We start from the raw sequence: 14,581 nt of genomic DNA, 5'->3' as shown, positions 1-14,581 counted from the left end.
GGGCGTCGTCGGGGCGGGCGTCGTCCGCTCCGACGCCGTCGGGTCGGCTGCCGCCGCCGGGGGCTATCGGCTCCGCCACCGGTGGCCGGTGGCCGCGTTTCGGCTTGGGCTTCGTACCGGTGGTGGGGGGCGTGTCTAGCTCGCCGGCCTCCCCTGCGGCTTGCAGTTCGTCCTGCAGATCTGCCATGGCAAACCTCCGTAGCCGTTGGGTGATCGCAGTACTCGTCACCGTGCCACGGCGGCCACGCGCCTTCCTGGTGGGTGGGGCGTTCGGGTTGTACGGCGGCGGCGGGGCCGCCGTACTCCACCCGGGTGAGGCCCCGGGCGCCCGCACGCGCCCGGTGTCACCCGTCCAGCTGCACGAGCGTCGCGTTCGACGGGCCCGTACGGGCCTGGAGGTCCCGGGCCACGTCCTCCGCCGCGCCCAGCACCCGGACCGCGTTCCGCCAGGTCAGCTTGGCGAGGTCGGGCCGGGACCAGCCGCGGTCGAGAAGCTCGGCGATCAGGTTCGGGTAGCAGGAGACGTCGCCCAGGCCGTCGGGGGTGAAGGCCGTGCCGTCGTAGTCGCCGCCGATGCCGAGGTGGTCGACACCGGCGACCTCGCGCATGTGGTCGAGATGGTCCGCGACCGTGGACACCGTGGCGACCGGCCGGGGGGTCCGCTCCTCGAAGGCGCGGTGGACCGCCATCCCCTCGGGGGTGGTGTCGAGGTGGTGCAGGCCGTGGGCCCGCATGTTCTCGTCGGCGGCGGCCGTCCAGTCCACGGCGGCCTGGAGCACGAACTTCGGCACGAACGTCACCATCGCCACTCCCCCGTTGGCCGGGAGCCGCTCCAGGACGTCGTCCGGGATGTTGCGGGGGTGGTCGCAGACGGCCCGCGACGACGAGTGGGAGAAGATCACCGGGGCCGTCGACGTGTCGAGCGCGTCGCGCATCGTCGTCGCCGCCACGTGCGAGAGGTCGACGAGCATGCCCTCGCGGTTCATCTCCCGGACGACGGCCCGGCCGAAGGCCGACAGACCGCCGACCGCCGCCGCGTCGGTCGCGGAGTCCGCCCAGGCGATGTTGTCGTTGTGGGTGAGCGTCATGTAGCGGACGCCCAGCGCGTACAGCGCCCGCAGGGTGGCGAGGCTGTTGTCGATGGAGTGGCCGCCCTCGGCACCCATCAGGGAGGCGACACGACCCTCGGCGCGGGCCGCCTCCATGTCGGCGGCGGTCAGCGCGGCTCGCAGCTCGGCGGGATATCGGTCGATCAACTGCCGTACGCAGTCGATCTGTTCGAGGGTCGCGGGGACGGCCCCCGGCAGTGCCTCGGCATGCGAGGGGACGTACACCGACCAGAACTGCGCCCCGACCCCGCCCGCGCGCAGCCGCGCCAGGTCGGTGTGGAGAAAGGCGCTCTGGTCGGTGGCGATGTCCCGCGCGTCCAGGTCGTAGCGGACCTGCTCGCGCAGCGCCCAGGGCAGGTCGTTGTGCCCGTCCGCGACCGGGAACTCCCGCAGCAGCTCCCGGGCCGCCTCCAGCGATGCCATGTCCATGTCCCCCGTGATCCCCGTCATCGCGTTACGTCTACTTCCCGAAGCCGAAGCCGTTGCCGGCTCCCTCGACCTTGGTGCGCAGGCGCTTGCCCTTCTCGGTGGCCTGGTCGTTCAGCTCCTGCTGGAACTCGCGCATACGGCCGAGGAGTTCCTCGTCCTGCGTGGCCAGGATGCGCGCGGCCAGCAGACCGGCGTTGCGGGCCCCGGCGACGGAGACCGTGGCGACGGGCACACCGGCCGGCATCTGCACGATCGACAGCAGGGAGTCCATCCCGTCGAGGTACTTCAGCGGCACGGGCACGCCGATCACCGGCAGCGGGGTCACGGACGCGAGCATGCCGGGCAGATGGGCGGCGCCGCCCGCGCCCGCGATGATCACCTTGAGGCCCCGGCCCGCGGCCTCCTCTCCGTACGCGATCATCTCGCGCGGCATCCGGTGCGCGGAGACGACGTCGACCTCGTACGCGATCTCGAACTCGTCGAGTGCCTGCGCGGCGGCCTCCATGACGGGCCAGTCGGAGTCCGACCCCATGACAATGCCTACGACGGGGCTCATTCGGTGATCGTGCCTCTCAGGTAACCGGCGGCGTGACGGGCGCGCTCCAGCACGTCGTCGAGGTCGTCGCCGTAGGTGTTGACGTGACCGACCTTACGGCCGGGCTTCACGTCCTTGCCGTACATGTGGATCTTGAGCTGTGGGTCGCGGGCCATGCAGTGCAGGTACGCCGAGTACATGTCGGGGTAGTCGCCGCCGAGGACGTTGACCATGACGGTCCACTTCGCGCGCGGGCGCGGGTCGCCCAGCGGCAGGTCGAGGACGGCCCGTACGTGGTTGGCGAACTGCGAGGTGATCGCGCCGTCCTGGCTCCAGTGGCCGGAGTTGTGGGGGCGCATGGCCAGCTCGTTGACGAGGATGCGGCCGTCGCGGGTCTGGAAGAGCTCGACGGCCAGGTGGCCGGTCACGTCCAGTTCCTTGGCGATGGTGAGGGCCAGCTCCTCGGCCTTGAGGGCGAGGGCGGGGTCGAGGTCGGGGGCGGGCGCGATGACGGTGTCGCAGACGCCGTTCACCTGCCGCGACTCCACGACCGGGTACGCGACGGCCTGGCCGTGCGGCGACCGTACGACGTTGGCGGCCAGCTCCCGTACGAAGTCGACCTTCTCCTCCGCGAGGACCGGGACTCCGGCGCGGAAGGGCTCGGCGGCGTCCTCGGCCGACCGGACGACCCACACGCCCTTGCCGTCGTAGCCGCCGCGGACCGTCTTGAGGATGACCGGAAACCCCTCACCCTCGGCGGCGAAAGCGGCCACGTCGTCGGGGTCCGCGACGATGCGGTGCCGTGGGCAGGGCACGCCGATCGCGTCGAGCCTCGCGCGCATCACGCCCTTGTCCTGGGCGTGCTGGAGCGCGTCCGGCCCCGGGCGCACGGGGATGCCGTCCGCCTCCAGGGCCCGTAGATGCTCGGTGGGTACGTGTTCGTGATCGAAGGTGATCACGTCGCAGCCCTGCGCGAACGCACGCAGCATGTCGAGGTCGCGGTAGTCGCCGATGACGACATCACCGACGACCTGCGCCGCGGAATCCTGAGGGGTGTCACTGAGGAGCTTGAACCTGATGCCGAGCGGGATGCCCGCCTCGTGTGTCATACGAGCGAGCTGGCCCCCGCCGACCATGCCGACTACCGGGAACGTCACGCCCCCAGGGTATCGGCCACGGAATCGGCCACTCCCCGGTGCCCGATTTCCCTGCCCATTTCCCCACTGGACCGCCCCTGGACCTCCCCCGTGTCGCGGCTGTGAGCTTGCGCACAGGCATTGCTCAGGGGCGCTGGTTAGCATGGCTGAACCAGTGGTTTTCGACCGAAGATCAACTCATTTCGGACGGAGCAGCAACCGGCTGACCACCGGCACGACACCGACCGGACCGAGCGACGGGGGCCGCACACCATGGGAAGTACCACCTCGGGGCCTGATACGAAGCCCCGCGGCGCCCTGCGCCGCCGGATCGACCTGCTCGTACGCGAGGTCGCCAAGTTCGGTGCGGTGGGCGGTGTGGGGCTGTTGGTGAACCTCGCCGTGTTCAACCTCGTGCGGCACACCACCGACCTGCAGGTCGTCCGGGCCAGCGTCATAGCGACAGTCGTCGCTATCGCGTTCAACTATGTGGGCTTCCGCTACTTCACGTACCGGGACCGTGACAAGAGCGGCCGCACGAAGGAGATGTCGCTGTTCCTGCTGTTCAGCGCGGTCGGGCTGGTGATCGAGAACGGGGTGCTCTACACCGCCACGTACGGCTTCGACTGGGACAGCCCCCTGCAGTCCAACATCTTCAAGTTCCTCGGCATCGGCATCGCGACGCTCTTCCGCTTCTGGTCGTACCGCACCTGGGTGTTCCGGGCTCTCCCGGCCCGCGAGGCGGTGGCGAGCGCGGAATCGTTCCTCGAAGCCGGAGCCGCCCACCCGCCCGCGGTCACTGGCAAGCGCCGCTGAGGGGCAGCGCTCCTCAAGGGGCGCGGGGAACTGCGCGAGTGAAGGGGCGCGGGGAACTGCGCGAGCAACCACGAACCACCCGCAGTCGCCGCCCTGCGCCCCCCGGAGCTACGGCGCGCCCGCGAACGCCACCCGTACCGAACCGCCGAACCGCCGAACCGTCGAGCTACCGAACAGGCCGGTCATCGCCGGACGGCGTCCGCACCGGCGTCCGCGAAAGGAACAGCCCGAACACCGGCGGCTGCGCCTGGAGCATCTCCAGGCGCCCTCCGTCGGCCTCCGCGAGGTCGCGCGCCACGGCCAGCCCGATGCCCGTCGAGTTGTGCCCGCTGATCGCCCGCTCGAAGATCCGTGCCCCGAGGTCGGCGGGGACGCCGGGCCCCTCGTCGGTGACCTCGATCACCGCCTGGTTCCCGGTGACGCGTGTGCGCAACGCCACCGTGCCGCCGCCGTGCATGAGCGAGTTCTCGATCAGCGCGGCCAGCACCTGCGCGACCGCGCCCGGCGTGCCCACGGCCTGGAGATGCCGCTTGCCCGAGCTGACGACTGCCCGGCCCTCGCCGCGGTAGGCAGGCCGCCACTCCTCCAGCTGCTGCTTGATGACCTCGTCGAGCTCGAAGGAGACGGCGGAGCCGTTGCGGGGGTCGCGGGAGTTGGTGAGGAGCCGCTCCACGACGTCCGTGAGGCGCTCGACCTGGGTGAGCGCGATGTGTGCCTCCTCCTTCACCGTGGCGAGATCGTCGGTGAGGGTGATCTCCTCCAGGCGCATGGACAGCGCGGTCAGCGGCGTACGCAGCTGGTGGGACGCGTCCGCGGCGAGGCGCCGCTCGGCTGTCAGCATGCGGCCGATGCGCTCGGCGGAGGAGTCCAGCACGTCCGCGACCCGGTCCAGCTCCGGGACGCCGTACCTCTTGTGGCGGGGGCGCGGGTCGCCGGAGCCGAGCCGTTCGGCGGTCTCGGCCAGGTCGGTGAGGGGGGAGGCGAGGCGGTTGGCCTGGCGTACGGCGAGGAGGACGGCGGCGATGACGGCGAGCAGCGCGACCGCCGCGATGATCAGCAGCGTACGGCCGACCTCGCGGCTGACCGACGAGCGGGACTCCTCGACCGTGACGACCTCGTCCTTCTCGCCCTTGGCCTCGTGTCGGATGACGTCGCCGACGGGCTTGTCACCGATCTCGATCGTGGTCTGGCCGGGGATCTCGATACGGGCGTAGCGCTCGTCCCCGACCTGGTCCCTGAGGACCTCCGCGGTGATCCGTTCGTCGCCGATGATGCGGCTGTCCACGATGCTCGTCAGCTGGACCGCCTCGGACTCCACGCGTTCCTGGGCGCTGTTGCTGATCGTGCGGGTCTCGACGATGACGAGGGAGACGCCGAAGACGGCGATGACGACGAGGACGACGGCGAGTGTGGACTGGATGAGACGGCGACGCACGGTTGCCCTCCGAGCGGGGCGGGGTTGTTCTGGGACCTTCGATTGTGCGGCACCCGGCGCCTGTTGTGGGGGCTGGGGTCAGGGACGCTCACCTGCGTGGGCAGGGGTGCCGCCGCCCTCGCGAGGGCGGACCCCCCGCGAGGGGCTCGGGGAACCGCGCGGCCGGCCACAACCCATCCGCAGCCGCCGCGCACCGCCGAGCCGCCGGGCGCCCGCTCCCACCGAGACCGGCTTCAGTTCTTCTCGAACCGGAACCCGACCCCTCGCACCGTCGCGATGTACCGGGGATTCGCCGCGTCGTCGCCGAGCTTCTTCCGGAGCCAGGAGATGTGCATGTCGAGGGTCTTGGTCGACGACCACCACGTCGTGTCCCAGACCTCGCGCATCAGCTGGTCACGGGTGACGACCCGCCCCGCGTCGCGCACGAGCACCCGGAGCAGGTCGAACTCCTTCGCGGTGAGCTGCAGCTCCTCGTCGCCCATCCACGCCCGGTGCGACTCGACGTCGATCCGGACCCCGTGGGTGGCAGGCGGCTGCGCCGGCTCCGCGGCGCCGCGCCGGAGCAGGGCCCGCACGCGGGCGAGCAACTCGGCGAGCCGGAAGGGCTTGGTGACGTAGTCGTCGGCGCCCGCGTCGAGGCCGACGACGGTGTCCACCTCGTCGGCGCGCGCGGTCAGGATGAGGATCGGCACGGTGTGGCCCTCGGCGCGCAGCCGACGGGCCACCTCCAGGCCGTCCATCCCGGGCAGCCCCAGGTCCAGGACGACCAGGTCGACGCCACCCTGCATTCCGGCGTCCAGCGCGGTGGGTCCGTCCTCACGGACCTCCACCTCGTACCCTTCCCGGCGCAGTGCGCGAGCCAACGGCTCCGAGATGGACGCGTCGTCCTCGGCGAGCAGTACACGGGTCATGGGGTGATGGTAGTCCGCCGAGAACCGCAGGTGGAGGGTGATCGGCAAGCATGATTCACACCTTTGTCCAACGGTTCCCTTACTTCCCGGGGGCATGATCCACTGCGGCGGGCGTTTCGTCCCTCCGGTGGTGAAGATCAGCGGCGCTGCCGGGCGCCGTGTGGAGAAGGCGGCCTGGTCCGGTGCGGATGGCGCGCCGATTCCGCAAAGATGACACGAACATGACGCGACCACACCGCATGACGCGTGGTCGCACCCTGCCGTCCGTACGCGCGAACCTGTGAATGACCTTCGAATGCCCACTCACGGTTGCCTTCTTACCTGTGATCCGCCTCTCAAGGCCTTTCTTTTCCCGCAGTCTTCTGGCGTATGGTGACGGAACGCCTGTAGCAACACGTGAGGGCCTTTGGCGGCATATCTGCGCTGAAGGTCTCTTTTGTGTGCGGAACGACCTGTGGCCGGGCCCCGAACACGCGGGACGCATCGACGCGTCGACGCGCGCGGAGGGGCGTGGATCCCGGCGGCCGCCGTCCGCCGCCCCGTGCCCCGGGGCGGACTCCCGTGGGCGTGGGTGGACGTACCGGCCCGCCGCTGTCGGCCACCTCCCTCCACCGGGCGTGCGCCCCCACGTGCGCCGTCCCGACCTGCAAGGAACGACCATGGCGTCCAGCCTGACGAAGGACTCGGCCGGCCGGGGAACCCCCGGCACCGAGGGCACCTTCTTCGGCCACCCCCGCGGACTGGCCACTCTCTTCATGACCGAGATGTGGGAACGATTCTCCTACTACGGCATGAAGGCCCTCCTCACCGTCTACCTGCTCTCCGGCGGCCCCGACGCCGGCAAGGGGAGCATGGGTGGCGGCCTGGCCATGGACCTGGCCACCACCACCACGATCGTCGCCGTCTACTCGGCGATGGTGTATCTGCTCGCGATGCCCGGCGGCTGGCTCGGCGACCGTGTCTGGGGCCCCCGCAAGACGGTGGCGATCGCCGCAGTCACGATCATGTCCGGGCACCTGGTGCTCGCCCTGCCGGGCGGTCAGGCACCGTTCTTCGCGGGCCTGGCCCTGGTCGCGGCCGGCTCCGGTCTGCTGAAGGCCAACATCTCCACGATGGTGGGCCATCTGTACGACGGCCCCGGTGACCCGCGGCGCGACGGCGGCTTCACGATCTTCTACATGGGCATCAACGCGGGTGCCTTCTTCGCCCCGCTGGTCATCGGCACCGTCGGCCAGGAGGTCAACTGGCACCTCGGCTTCGGTCTGGCCGCGGTCGGCATGGCCATCGGCCTCGCCGTCTTCCTCGCCGGCAGCCGGACCCTGAGCCCGACGAGCGACGTCGTCCCCAAGCCGCTGGCGGCCGAGGAACGTGCCTCCTGGCTGCGCAAGGGTCTGCTCTGGCTGGCCGTGGCGGCCGTCTTCTACGGCGCCGTGGGCCTCAGCGGCCACTTCACCCTGAACTGGGCGATGATCCCGCTGACCGTCATCGGTCTGGTCGTCCCGGCCGGTGTGCTGCTGCGCATCAAGCGGGACAAGGAACTGAGCACCGCCGAGCAGTCGAAGATGACCGGCTACATCTGGTTCTTCGTCGCCGCCGCCGTGTTCTGGATGATCTACGACCAGGGCGCGTCCACGGTCCAGGCCTTCGGCTCGAACGACGAGAAGGTGGCCGGCTCGCTGCTCGGCTTCGCGTTCCCGACCTCCTGGTACCAGTCGCTGAACCCGCTGTTCATCATGGCGCTGGCCCCGGTGTTCGCCTGGCTCTGGCTGTGGCTGAACCGCCAGGGCAGGGAGCCGAGCACGGCCGTGAAGTTCGCCATGGCCCTCGTGCTCATCGGCGTCTCGTTCTTCTTCTTCCTGATCCCGCTGGGGATGGCGGCGGACGGCACCCTGGCCGGCCCGATGTGGCTGGTGGGCATCTACTTCATCCAGACCGTCGGTGAGCTGTGCCTCTCCCCGGTCGGCCTGTCGGTGACGACGAAGATGGCCCCGGCCAAGTACGCCAGCCAGATGATGGGCGTGTGGTTCCTCGCGGTCACCGCGGGCGACTCCGTCACCGGCCTGCTCTCCAATCCCGCCGTCGGCGGCTTCGACCTCAGCGGCACCGGCATGGTCGCCGTCGAGGCCACCCTCGCCGTCCTCGCCGGCTTCGCGATCCACATGTACCGCAGGAAGGTCAGAGCCCTCACGGGCGACGTCAACTGACCCCGGCACCCGCCGATGCACGGGAAGGGGCCGCCGCACTCAACGGTGCGGCGGCCCCTTCCCGTCTCCGCCGTGGAGGTGTCCGTCCTCCTGCCTCACGTGCATGGGTCGTCTGCCTCACGTGGATGGGTCCTCCCGCGCCGAGGAGAGCCGCGCTGCCCGTGTCTCCCCCGGACCGGTGTCCGGTGTGAACCACGGCAGGGCCGAGGTCGTGCGCGAGGGCGACGGCGTACGGGGTTGCGCGTGTGCGGCGGTCGAGGGGCTCGGCCTGGGCACCCACACGGGAAGTCCGGGCATCCGCGGCCTCCGCCGCCTCCGCTCGGGGGCCTCGCGCCCCGGCCGCACCCGGTCCACCGCGGCCATCCCGATCCGGAACAGCGCCGCCGGGACGACGAGGCAGAGCATCAGCCAGAAGAGGATGACGCCCCAGGGTCTGCCCACGGTCCACGGTTGTTCGGCGAGGACCTTGCCGCCGTACGTGAGCGAGACGGTGTAGTCGCCGTGGGCCCCGGCCGCGAGGTCCACGGGCAGGGTGATCCGGGCCTTGCGGCCCGGCTGGATCGTGCCGCGCCACCGCTGTTCCTCCCACCGTGGCGCGAACACGCCGTGGGAGGTGCCGACCCGGAAGACGGGGTTCCTGACAGGCGAGGTGCCGACGTTGCCGACGGTGAAGACCAGTTCACGGGCGGGCGGCGCCCCGAACCAGGTCAACAGCCCGCCGGAACCCTTCAGTCGACCGCCCGTCAGGAGCGAGAGCCGTCCGCCGGTCGCCTCCTGCGGCAACGGCTCGACCGAGTGCCCGGCGACCTGGAACACCGCGTCGGCCGCCGCCTTCGGGCCCGTGATGGTCGAGACGTGCACGACGCACGGACACGGCACCGGCGGCTCGGCCACGGGCAACTCCCGGCGGAAGCCACCCTTGCCGTCGGCGGTGATGGCCCGTCCGTCTGCGTTGGCACAGGAGTCGGTGCCGCCGGGCACCCCCCGCGACGGTGTGGACCGACCGCAGATCAGCACCATCAGGATCGCCTTCGGCCGCCAGCCCCCACCGGTCACGGTGACCGAACCACCGGTCCCCGCCTGTGCCTTGGACAGCTTCACGGTCGGCTTGTCCGCGGCCTGCGCGGACCCGCCGCCGAAGGGTGCCACGAGCACCACGACGAGGGCGAGCACCGCCGTGAGCACCCTCGCCGAGTACGAGGTCGAGCGCATGGTCGAGGTCAAGGTCGAGGACGCGCGCATGGTCGAGGTCGAGGACGCGCGCATGGTCGAGGTCGAGGACGCGCGCATGGTCGAGGTCGAGGACGCGCGCATGGTCGAGGTCGAGTAGGAGGTCGCGTACGACGCCGGGATCCGCCGCCTTCTGCTCACGTTCCGGCTCCCGTCAGCGACGTACCGCCTGATTCCTGCGTGTCACCCACAGCACCCCCGCCGTGCCCGCGAGCAGCACCGTGCCGCCGAGCGTGCCGAGCGCGACCGCCGAGTCGAGGGGCCCGGTCTGCGGCAGCTCGCCGCCCGAGCCACCCGACCCACCCGCGCCGCCGGTGTCGGAACCGCCCCCCGTACCGCCCGAGGCACCCTCGCCCGCAGCGGTGACGTCGAGAGTCAGCGACGGGCCGGGATCGTTCCCCGGTGTGCAGGTCGTCACCGTGCCGAGGGCCTTGATGGTGAGCACACCCGCGGTGAAGTCGACCTTGCCGGTCTTCCTCGGGGTGTACGTGCCGCTCAGGTCATTGATCTTGATCGGTGTGTTGGCCGGAAGCGCCTCCTGGTTCGCCGGCCCGGTCACCGTGAGCGTCCCGTTGTCGGCCCCGCCCAGCTCGATCGTGGCGCTCGGCGTCATCGAGCCCTTGCCCAGCTCGACAGGGCTGGACGACACGCCCTTCTGCCACGACATCGTGATCTTGTAGCCGTCGCCGCTCTCGACACCCTTGATGTCGATCGGCGACACCGCGGACTTGTCCCCGATCGGCGTCTTGCAGTTGTACTCGACATCCACGACCTCGGCATGGGCCACCGGGGCGGCCATCAGCACCGCCGCGCCGGCCAGGGCCGCGAGGGAGGCGAGCGCGGCGGTTCGTTTCTGGTACGTCCGGTACGGCACCTCGGCACCCCACATTCTGACGGAACATCAGATCGGCGGCTCAAGTTACGCCGGGGCCCGTGGAGAAGGAAGACACACGCAGGTGTCGGATGAGTGTCGATGAACCGGGGGCGGCCTCACGGCGACGGGCTCCCCGGGAACCCGAGGGGTGCGCGGCTGCGACATCTGCGGCTCCACCGCGTGGGCGCGGTCGACCACGACGAACCCTCAGCCGCAGACACGGCCGCAGACACACCACGCCCCCAGGGCGCTTCAGGCAGGTGCCCCCAACTCGGCCCACACCGTCTTCCCGGCCGCCCCGGGAGCCCGTACGACCCCCCAGTCCAGACAGAGCCGCTGCACGATGAACATCCCGTGCCCACCCGGCCGTCCGGCCCGGTGCGGCGTCCGCGGCGCCGGAGCCCCGGCGCCCCGGTCGGACACCTCGATCCGCAGCACCTTGTTGTCGCACGCGATCCGCAACTCGGCCGGGCCCTCCGCGTGGAGACACGCGTTGGTGACCAGCTCGGAGACCACCAGCAGCACGTCCTCCGCCGCGGCCCGCTGATCCGCGGTCGCGGCCGGCAGCCACCCCCACGCGTACAGCGCCTGGCGGGTGAAGTCACGGGCGAGCGGCACCACCCCGCTCTCGCCCTCGAAACTGAGCCGACGGGACTGACGACTCGCGGCGGGGGCCGGGGGCGGATCCCCGCCGGGCACCCCGGAAGCGCCGCCGGCACCCGGTTCCGGGCCGCGGTCGCCCGGCGAGAAAGGCCGGGTGGTGCTCATCAGCGCTTCACCTCACCGATTCACCAGTTCACGATTCAGGACTCGTCTAGCGTGCGGGACGAACGCCCGCGGTACGTGCCGTTTTCTGCTGTCATCCGTTGCGCCATCCGTACTTCCGTCCGCACTTCGTCGTACTGCCGAGCCGCCGCCGGGGCCACTGCCCGGCCACCGCCGTACACCCCGCCACCCGTCCACGCCCCGTCGCCGAGCCGTTTCCGGGCCACCGCCGACCCGTTCGCCGACACGCTCAGGATGTCTCCTGCCCGAGCGAACCGTCAGAACACCCATGTTTTCGGCACAGAACCTGTGACGCGAACAATCCGCCGGTCCGGATGGGGCACCCGAGGTCGCCCTCGAAGGTGTGAGTGGCCGGTCCGACGGCTCCGACCGGCCCGGCCGACCGGCTGACGGCACCCCTCGGCAGGGGCCTCGGCCGGGCATCGCGACAGGGCGAACGTTGCCTGCCGCGGCACTAGTCGCCCAGTGCCGCTTCGAGGGTGTCGTGGACGGTGAACACCGCGTCCGCCCCCGTGATCTCGAAGACCCGCGCCACCGCCGGGAGCATGCCCGCCAGATGGACTCCGCCGCCCGCCGACTCCGCCTTGAGCCGGACGCCCAGCAGGACGTTCAGCCCGGTGGAGTCGCAGAACTCCAGGCGTGAACAGTCCACCACCAGACGCGTGAATCCCTTTTCCAGGCAGCTCTCGAGTGGCTCACGCAACAGATCGGCGGTGTGGTGATCGAGCTCACCCGCCGGGGTCACGACGGCGCTGGAGCCTTCTTCCCGCACCTCGACCTGTAGTCGGCCCGACTGTGCGCTGCCGACCGTCCCACGGTCCATGCCGTCTCTCTCCCGACCGTCGTGACTGCTGACTCGCCCTCGAACACTACGCCTTCTCCACACTCCCCGACACCTGAACAATCCCTAGAAAAGGGACATTTCGGCACAGGACGCACTTGCGACGACGTCGTGAAACCGGGTAGGGCTAGTAGTGACACCAATCGACACGGCCGGCTTTGGAGGCGCCGCACACCGCAGTGCACGTATGGGCATCGGCGGCCATATGCCGAGAACGATGGAGGACATCATGTCACCCCGGCTCGACGAATCGCATACCCAGAGGGCGACGTCGGCATCCGCCCCTGAAGAGACGCAGGACGAATTCGCCCACGATCCGGGTGAGGGGCTGGCCGACCTGCCGGAGATCCCCCCGTTCGACGAGGTGGGGCCGGTGGACGCACGGGCGTTGTCCAAGACTCTCTTCGAGCGGCTGCAGTCCCTCGAGGAAGGCACGTACGAGTACTCGTACGTGCGCAACACCCTGGTCGAACTCAACCTGGCTCTGGTGAAGTTCGCCGCCTCCCGGTTCCGCTCACGCAGCGAACCCATGGAGGACATCATCCAGGTCGGCACGATCGGCCTGATCAAGGCGATCGACCGCTTCGAACTGAGCCGGGGCGTCGAGTTCCCCACCTTCGCGATGCCGACCATCGTCGGCGAGATCAAGCGTTTCTTCCGCGACACGAGCTGGTCCGTGCGGGTGCCGCGCAGACTTCAGGAACTCCGGCTCGACCTGGCCAAGGCCGGCGACGAGCTGGCCCAGAAGCTCGATCGTGCTCCGACGGTGGGAGAGCTGGCGGAGCGCCTCGGGCTGACGAACGACGAGGTCGTCGAGGGCATGGCGGCGTCGAACGCGTACACCGCCTCGTCGCTGGACGCCCAGCCCGAGGAGGACGACTCCGAGGGCGCGCTCGCGGACAGGATCGGTTACGAGGACCACGGGCTCGAAGGCATCGAGTACGTCGAGTCCCTGAAGCCGCTGATCGCCGGACTGCCGCCGCGCGACCGGCAGATCCTTTCCCTGCGGTTCGTGGCCAACATGACGCAGTCCGAGATCGGGGACGAGCTGGGCATCTCCCAGATGCACGTCTCCCGGCTGCTGTCCCGCACGCTGGTACGGCTGCGCAAGGGGCTGACGCTGGAGGAGTGACGTGTGCCGGCGCCGAGCCATCGGTGACGGCGCCGTCGACGGTGACAGAGGCCGGCCGGGTGCGGCAGGAGTTGCGACACTCCTCCCGTACCCGGCCGAACTGTTCCCGGCCTGCCCACTGTCTCGCCCCATTACCGCAAGAAACCCCTTCCCTCCGGTTCACCTTCCGTCACTATGGTCACGCGCCAGACTGTTCGGTATCCCAGAAGCCGACTGGCGGACACGGGGGTGCGAGGAGGCACGAGGATGACTCGGGCTCGGGACGAGCGCCCCGGCGACGACGACAGCCATGAGAAGCGCCAGGACACCGGCGCTCCGGGCGCACGCCCCGACGACGGGTCCGAGCGCCGGCACGCGACTGCGTCCGACGCGCGGCTCACCGCGCTGTTGCGCGCCGATACGCCGACCGCGTACGCGGCCCTGCGCGAGCTGCGCGAGCGCCACCACCCGTCGGTCCTCGGCTACGCCCGGCTGTGCGCCGCGAGCGAGTCCTCGGCTCGGGAGCTGGCGACGCAGGCGTTCACGGTCGCCACCCGGGAGACGGCACGCGGCACCGAGCCGGGCGTCCCCTGGCGCCACCAACTGCTCCTGCTGGCCTTCCGGGTGGCCGCCACCTGGACCACGGACGAGCATGCGACGGGCATCGCCCCCACGCTGCGCGCCGTGCTGGACTCGGCGGGCCCCAACGGCCCCGTCCCGCCCCTGCTCGCGGCGTTCCAGTTCCTGTCGCCCCGCCCCCAGGGCCTCATCTGGTACGGCGTCGTGGAGCAGGAACCGGACGACCGTACGGCCGTGCTGCTCGGCCTCACCCCCGACGACGTGACGTACAAGCGGGAGTCCGCGCTCCAGGCCCTGCGCCAGGCCTGTCTCCGAGTGCGCCTCGCCGCCTCCGACGACCCTCGCTGCCAGGACTTCCGTCGGCTGATCGAGGAGTCCGTACGACCGGACACTCCGCGCCACAGCCCGGACCTGCACAGCCACATGGAGTGCTGCGCGTACTGCACCGGCGCGTACGAGGAGTTGTGCGCGCTGCGCGACAACCCGCGCGAGACGCTCGCGGAGGGGCTGCTGCCTTGGGGCGGTACGGCATACACGCGGGGCGGGCGCGGGGCGCGGGGCGGTGCGGGTGCGCGGAGCGGAGCC

At 70.7% G+C, this 14,581-nt stretch carries 14 protein-coding genes and 1 pseudogene; 5 read left to right on the top strand and 10 right to left on the bottom strand.

Features of this window, described 5'->3' with window-relative positions; genetic code table 11:
• The 4 genes and pseudogenes from AWZ10_RS47725 to AWZ10_RS16100 form a co-directional block, all read right to left on the bottom strand.
• A pseudogene (locus AWZ10_RS47725) lies at positions 1–229 on the bottom strand (membrane dipeptidase); the annotation flags it as partial.
• A 115-nt stretch (positions 230–344) separates the two neighbouring features.
• The gene (locus AWZ10_RS16110) at positions 345–1,532 is read right to left on the bottom strand and encodes a dipeptidase (protein WP_107084650.1); all 1,188 of its coding nucleotides are present in this window, start codon (positions 1,530–1,532) and stop codon (positions 345–347) included.
• 37 nt (positions 1,533–1,569) lie between these two features.
• On the bottom strand, positions 1,570–2,094 hold the full coding sequence (gene purE / locus AWZ10_RS16105) for a 5-(carboxyamino)imidazole ribonucleotide mutase (RefSeq protein WP_078935645.1): 525 nt from the start codon (positions 2,092–2,094) through the stop codon (positions 1,570–1,572).
• Positions 2,091–3,230, bottom strand: coding sequence for a 5-(carboxyamino)imidazole ribonucleotide synthase (locus AWZ10_RS16100; RefSeq protein ID WP_060891399.1), 1,140 nt, complete (start codon positions 3,228–3,230; stop codon positions 2,091–2,093). The genes purE and AWZ10_RS16100 overlap by 4 nt, the downstream gene beginning before the upstream one ends.
• Before the next feature lie 252 nt (positions 3,231–3,482).
• Here AWZ10_RS16100 and AWZ10_RS16095 point away from each other — a divergent pair, with 252 nt between their 5' ends.
• The gene (locus AWZ10_RS16095; protein WP_046708397.1) at positions 3,483–4,025 is read left to right on the top strand and encodes a GtrA family protein; all 543 of its coding nucleotides are present in this window, start codon (positions 3,483–3,485) and stop codon (positions 4,023–4,025) included.
• A gap of 166 nt (positions 4,026–4,191) precedes the next feature.
• Here AWZ10_RS16095 and AWZ10_RS16090 read toward each other — a convergent pair whose 3' ends face one another.
• Positions 4,192–5,460 (bottom strand): ATP-binding protein, encoded by a 1,269-nt coding sequence (locus AWZ10_RS16090; protein ID WP_046708390.1) that lies wholly within the window; start codon positions 5,458–5,460, stop codon positions 4,192–4,194.
• A gap of 233 nt (positions 5,461–5,693) precedes the next feature.
• Positions 5,694–6,371 (bottom strand): response regulator transcription factor, encoded by a 678-nt coding sequence (locus AWZ10_RS16085; RefSeq protein WP_028797028.1) that lies wholly within the window; start codon positions 6,369–6,371, stop codon positions 5,694–5,696.
• A gap of 659 nt (positions 6,372–7,030) precedes the next feature.
• On the opposite strand from AWZ10_RS16085, the gene AWZ10_RS16080 reads away from it, so the two are divergent.
• Positions 7,031–8,575 (top strand): peptide MFS transporter, encoded by a 1,545-nt coding sequence (locus AWZ10_RS16080; RefSeq protein ID WP_060891398.1) that lies wholly within the window; start codon positions 7,031–7,033, stop codon positions 8,573–8,575.
• Between the two features lie 117 nt (positions 8,576–8,692).
• Here the strand turns inward: AWZ10_RS16080 and AWZ10_RS16075 are convergent, their stop codons facing one another.
• Positions 8,693–9,787 carry a hypothetical protein gene (locus AWZ10_RS16075; RefSeq protein ID WP_060891397.1) on the bottom strand — a complete coding sequence of 365 codons (1,095 nt, stop codon included), beginning with the start codon at positions 9,785–9,787 and terminating at the stop codon, positions 8,693–8,695.
• Here AWZ10_RS16075 and AWZ10_RS51520 point away from each other — a divergent pair.
• A complete protein-coding gene (locus AWZ10_RS51520) occupies positions 9,753–9,905 on the top strand; it encodes a hypothetical protein (protein WP_159058284.1) in 153 nt (50 codons plus the stop codon). The two genes, AWZ10_RS16075 and AWZ10_RS51520, sit on opposite strands and share 35 nt — an antisense overlap.
• Positions 9,906–9,959: 54 nt before the next feature.
• Here the strand turns inward: AWZ10_RS51520 and AWZ10_RS16070 are convergent, their stop codons facing one another.
• The 3 genes from AWZ10_RS16070 to AWZ10_RS16060 form a co-directional block, all read right to left on the bottom strand.
• Complete coding sequence (locus AWZ10_RS16070) at positions 9,960–10,694, bottom strand: LPXTG cell wall anchor domain-containing protein (RefSeq protein ID WP_060891396.1); 735 nt, start codon at positions 10,692–10,694, stop codon at positions 9,960–9,962.
• Positions 10,695–10,931: 237 nt separating this feature from the next.
• The gene (locus tag AWZ10_RS16065) at positions 10,932–11,447 is read right to left on the bottom strand and encodes an ATP-binding protein (protein WP_046708394.1); all 516 of its coding nucleotides are present in this window, start codon (positions 11,445–11,447) and stop codon (positions 10,932–10,934) included.
• A 472-nt stretch (positions 11,448–11,919) separates the two neighbouring features.
• Complete coding sequence (locus AWZ10_RS16060) at positions 11,920–12,288, bottom strand: STAS domain-containing protein (protein ID WP_046708395.1); 369 nt, start codon at positions 12,286–12,288, stop codon at positions 11,920–11,922.
• 235 nt (positions 12,289–12,523) lie between these two features.
• Here AWZ10_RS16060 and AWZ10_RS16055 point away from each other — a divergent pair, with 235 nt between their 5' ends.
• Together AWZ10_RS16055 and AWZ10_RS16050 are read left to right on the top strand one after the other, a co-directional pair.
• Complete coding sequence (locus tag AWZ10_RS16055; RefSeq protein ID WP_037692975.1) at positions 12,524–13,438, top strand: RNA polymerase sigma factor SigF; 915 nt, start codon at positions 12,524–12,526, stop codon at positions 13,436–13,438.
• Positions 13,439–13,684: 246 nt separating this feature from the next.
• On the top strand, positions 13,685–14,581 hold an 897-nt coding region (locus tag AWZ10_RS16050), incomplete at its 3' end, for an RNA polymerase sigma factor (RefSeq protein WP_482258103.1).

Origin of the sequence: Streptomyces europaeiscabiei, assembly GCF_001550375.1 — a bacterium.
Lineage (GTDB): Bacteria > Actinomycetota > Actinomycetes > Streptomycetales > Streptomycetaceae > Streptomyces > Streptomyces europaeiscabiei.
Note: the sequence above shows the minus strand (reverse complement) of the source record. Positions and strands in the feature narration are given on the sequence as shown.

What these genes read in the sequence shown, in the direction of transcription:
- AWZ10_RS16110 (WP_107084650.1), bottom strand. Translation starts at nt 1,532, where the DNA reads ATGGCATCGCTGGAGGCGGCCCGGGAGCTGCTGCGGGAGTTCCCGGTC.
- purE (WP_078935645.1), bottom strand. Translation starts at nt 2,094, where the DNA reads ATGAGCCCCGTCGTAGGCATTGTCATGGGGTCGGACTCCGACTGGCCC.
- AWZ10_RS16095 (WP_046708397.1), top strand. Translation starts at nt 3,483, where the DNA reads ATGGGAAGTACCACCTCGGGGCCTGATACGAAGCCCCGCGGCGCCCTG.
- AWZ10_RS16085 (WP_028797028.1), bottom strand. Translation starts at nt 6,371, where the DNA reads ATGACCCGTGTACTGCTCGCCGAGGACGACGCGTCCATCTCGGAGCCG.
- AWZ10_RS16080 (WP_060891398.1), top strand. Translation starts at nt 7,031, where the DNA reads ATGGCGTCCAGCCTGACGAAGGACTCGGCCGGCCGGGGAACCCCCGGC.
- AWZ10_RS16075 (WP_060891397.1), bottom strand. Translation starts at nt 9,787, where the DNA reads ATGCGCTCGACCTCGTACTCGGCGAGGGTGCTCACGGCGGTGCTCGCC.
- AWZ10_RS16070 (WP_060891396.1), bottom strand. Translation starts at nt 10,694, where the DNA reads ATGTGGGGTGCCGAGGTGCCGTACCGGACGTACCAGAAACGAACCGCC.
- AWZ10_RS16065 (WP_046708394.1), bottom strand. Translation starts at nt 11,447, where the DNA reads ATGAGCACCACCCGGCCTTTCTCGCCGGGCGACCGCGGCCCGGAACCG.
- AWZ10_RS16060 (WP_046708395.1), bottom strand. Translation starts at nt 12,288, where the DNA reads ATGGACCGTGGGACGGTCGGCAGCGCACAGTCGGGCCGACTACAGGTC.
- AWZ10_RS16055 (WP_037692975.1), top strand. Translation starts at nt 12,524, where the DNA reads ATGGAGGACATCATGTCACCCCGGCTCGACGAATCGCATACCCAGAGG.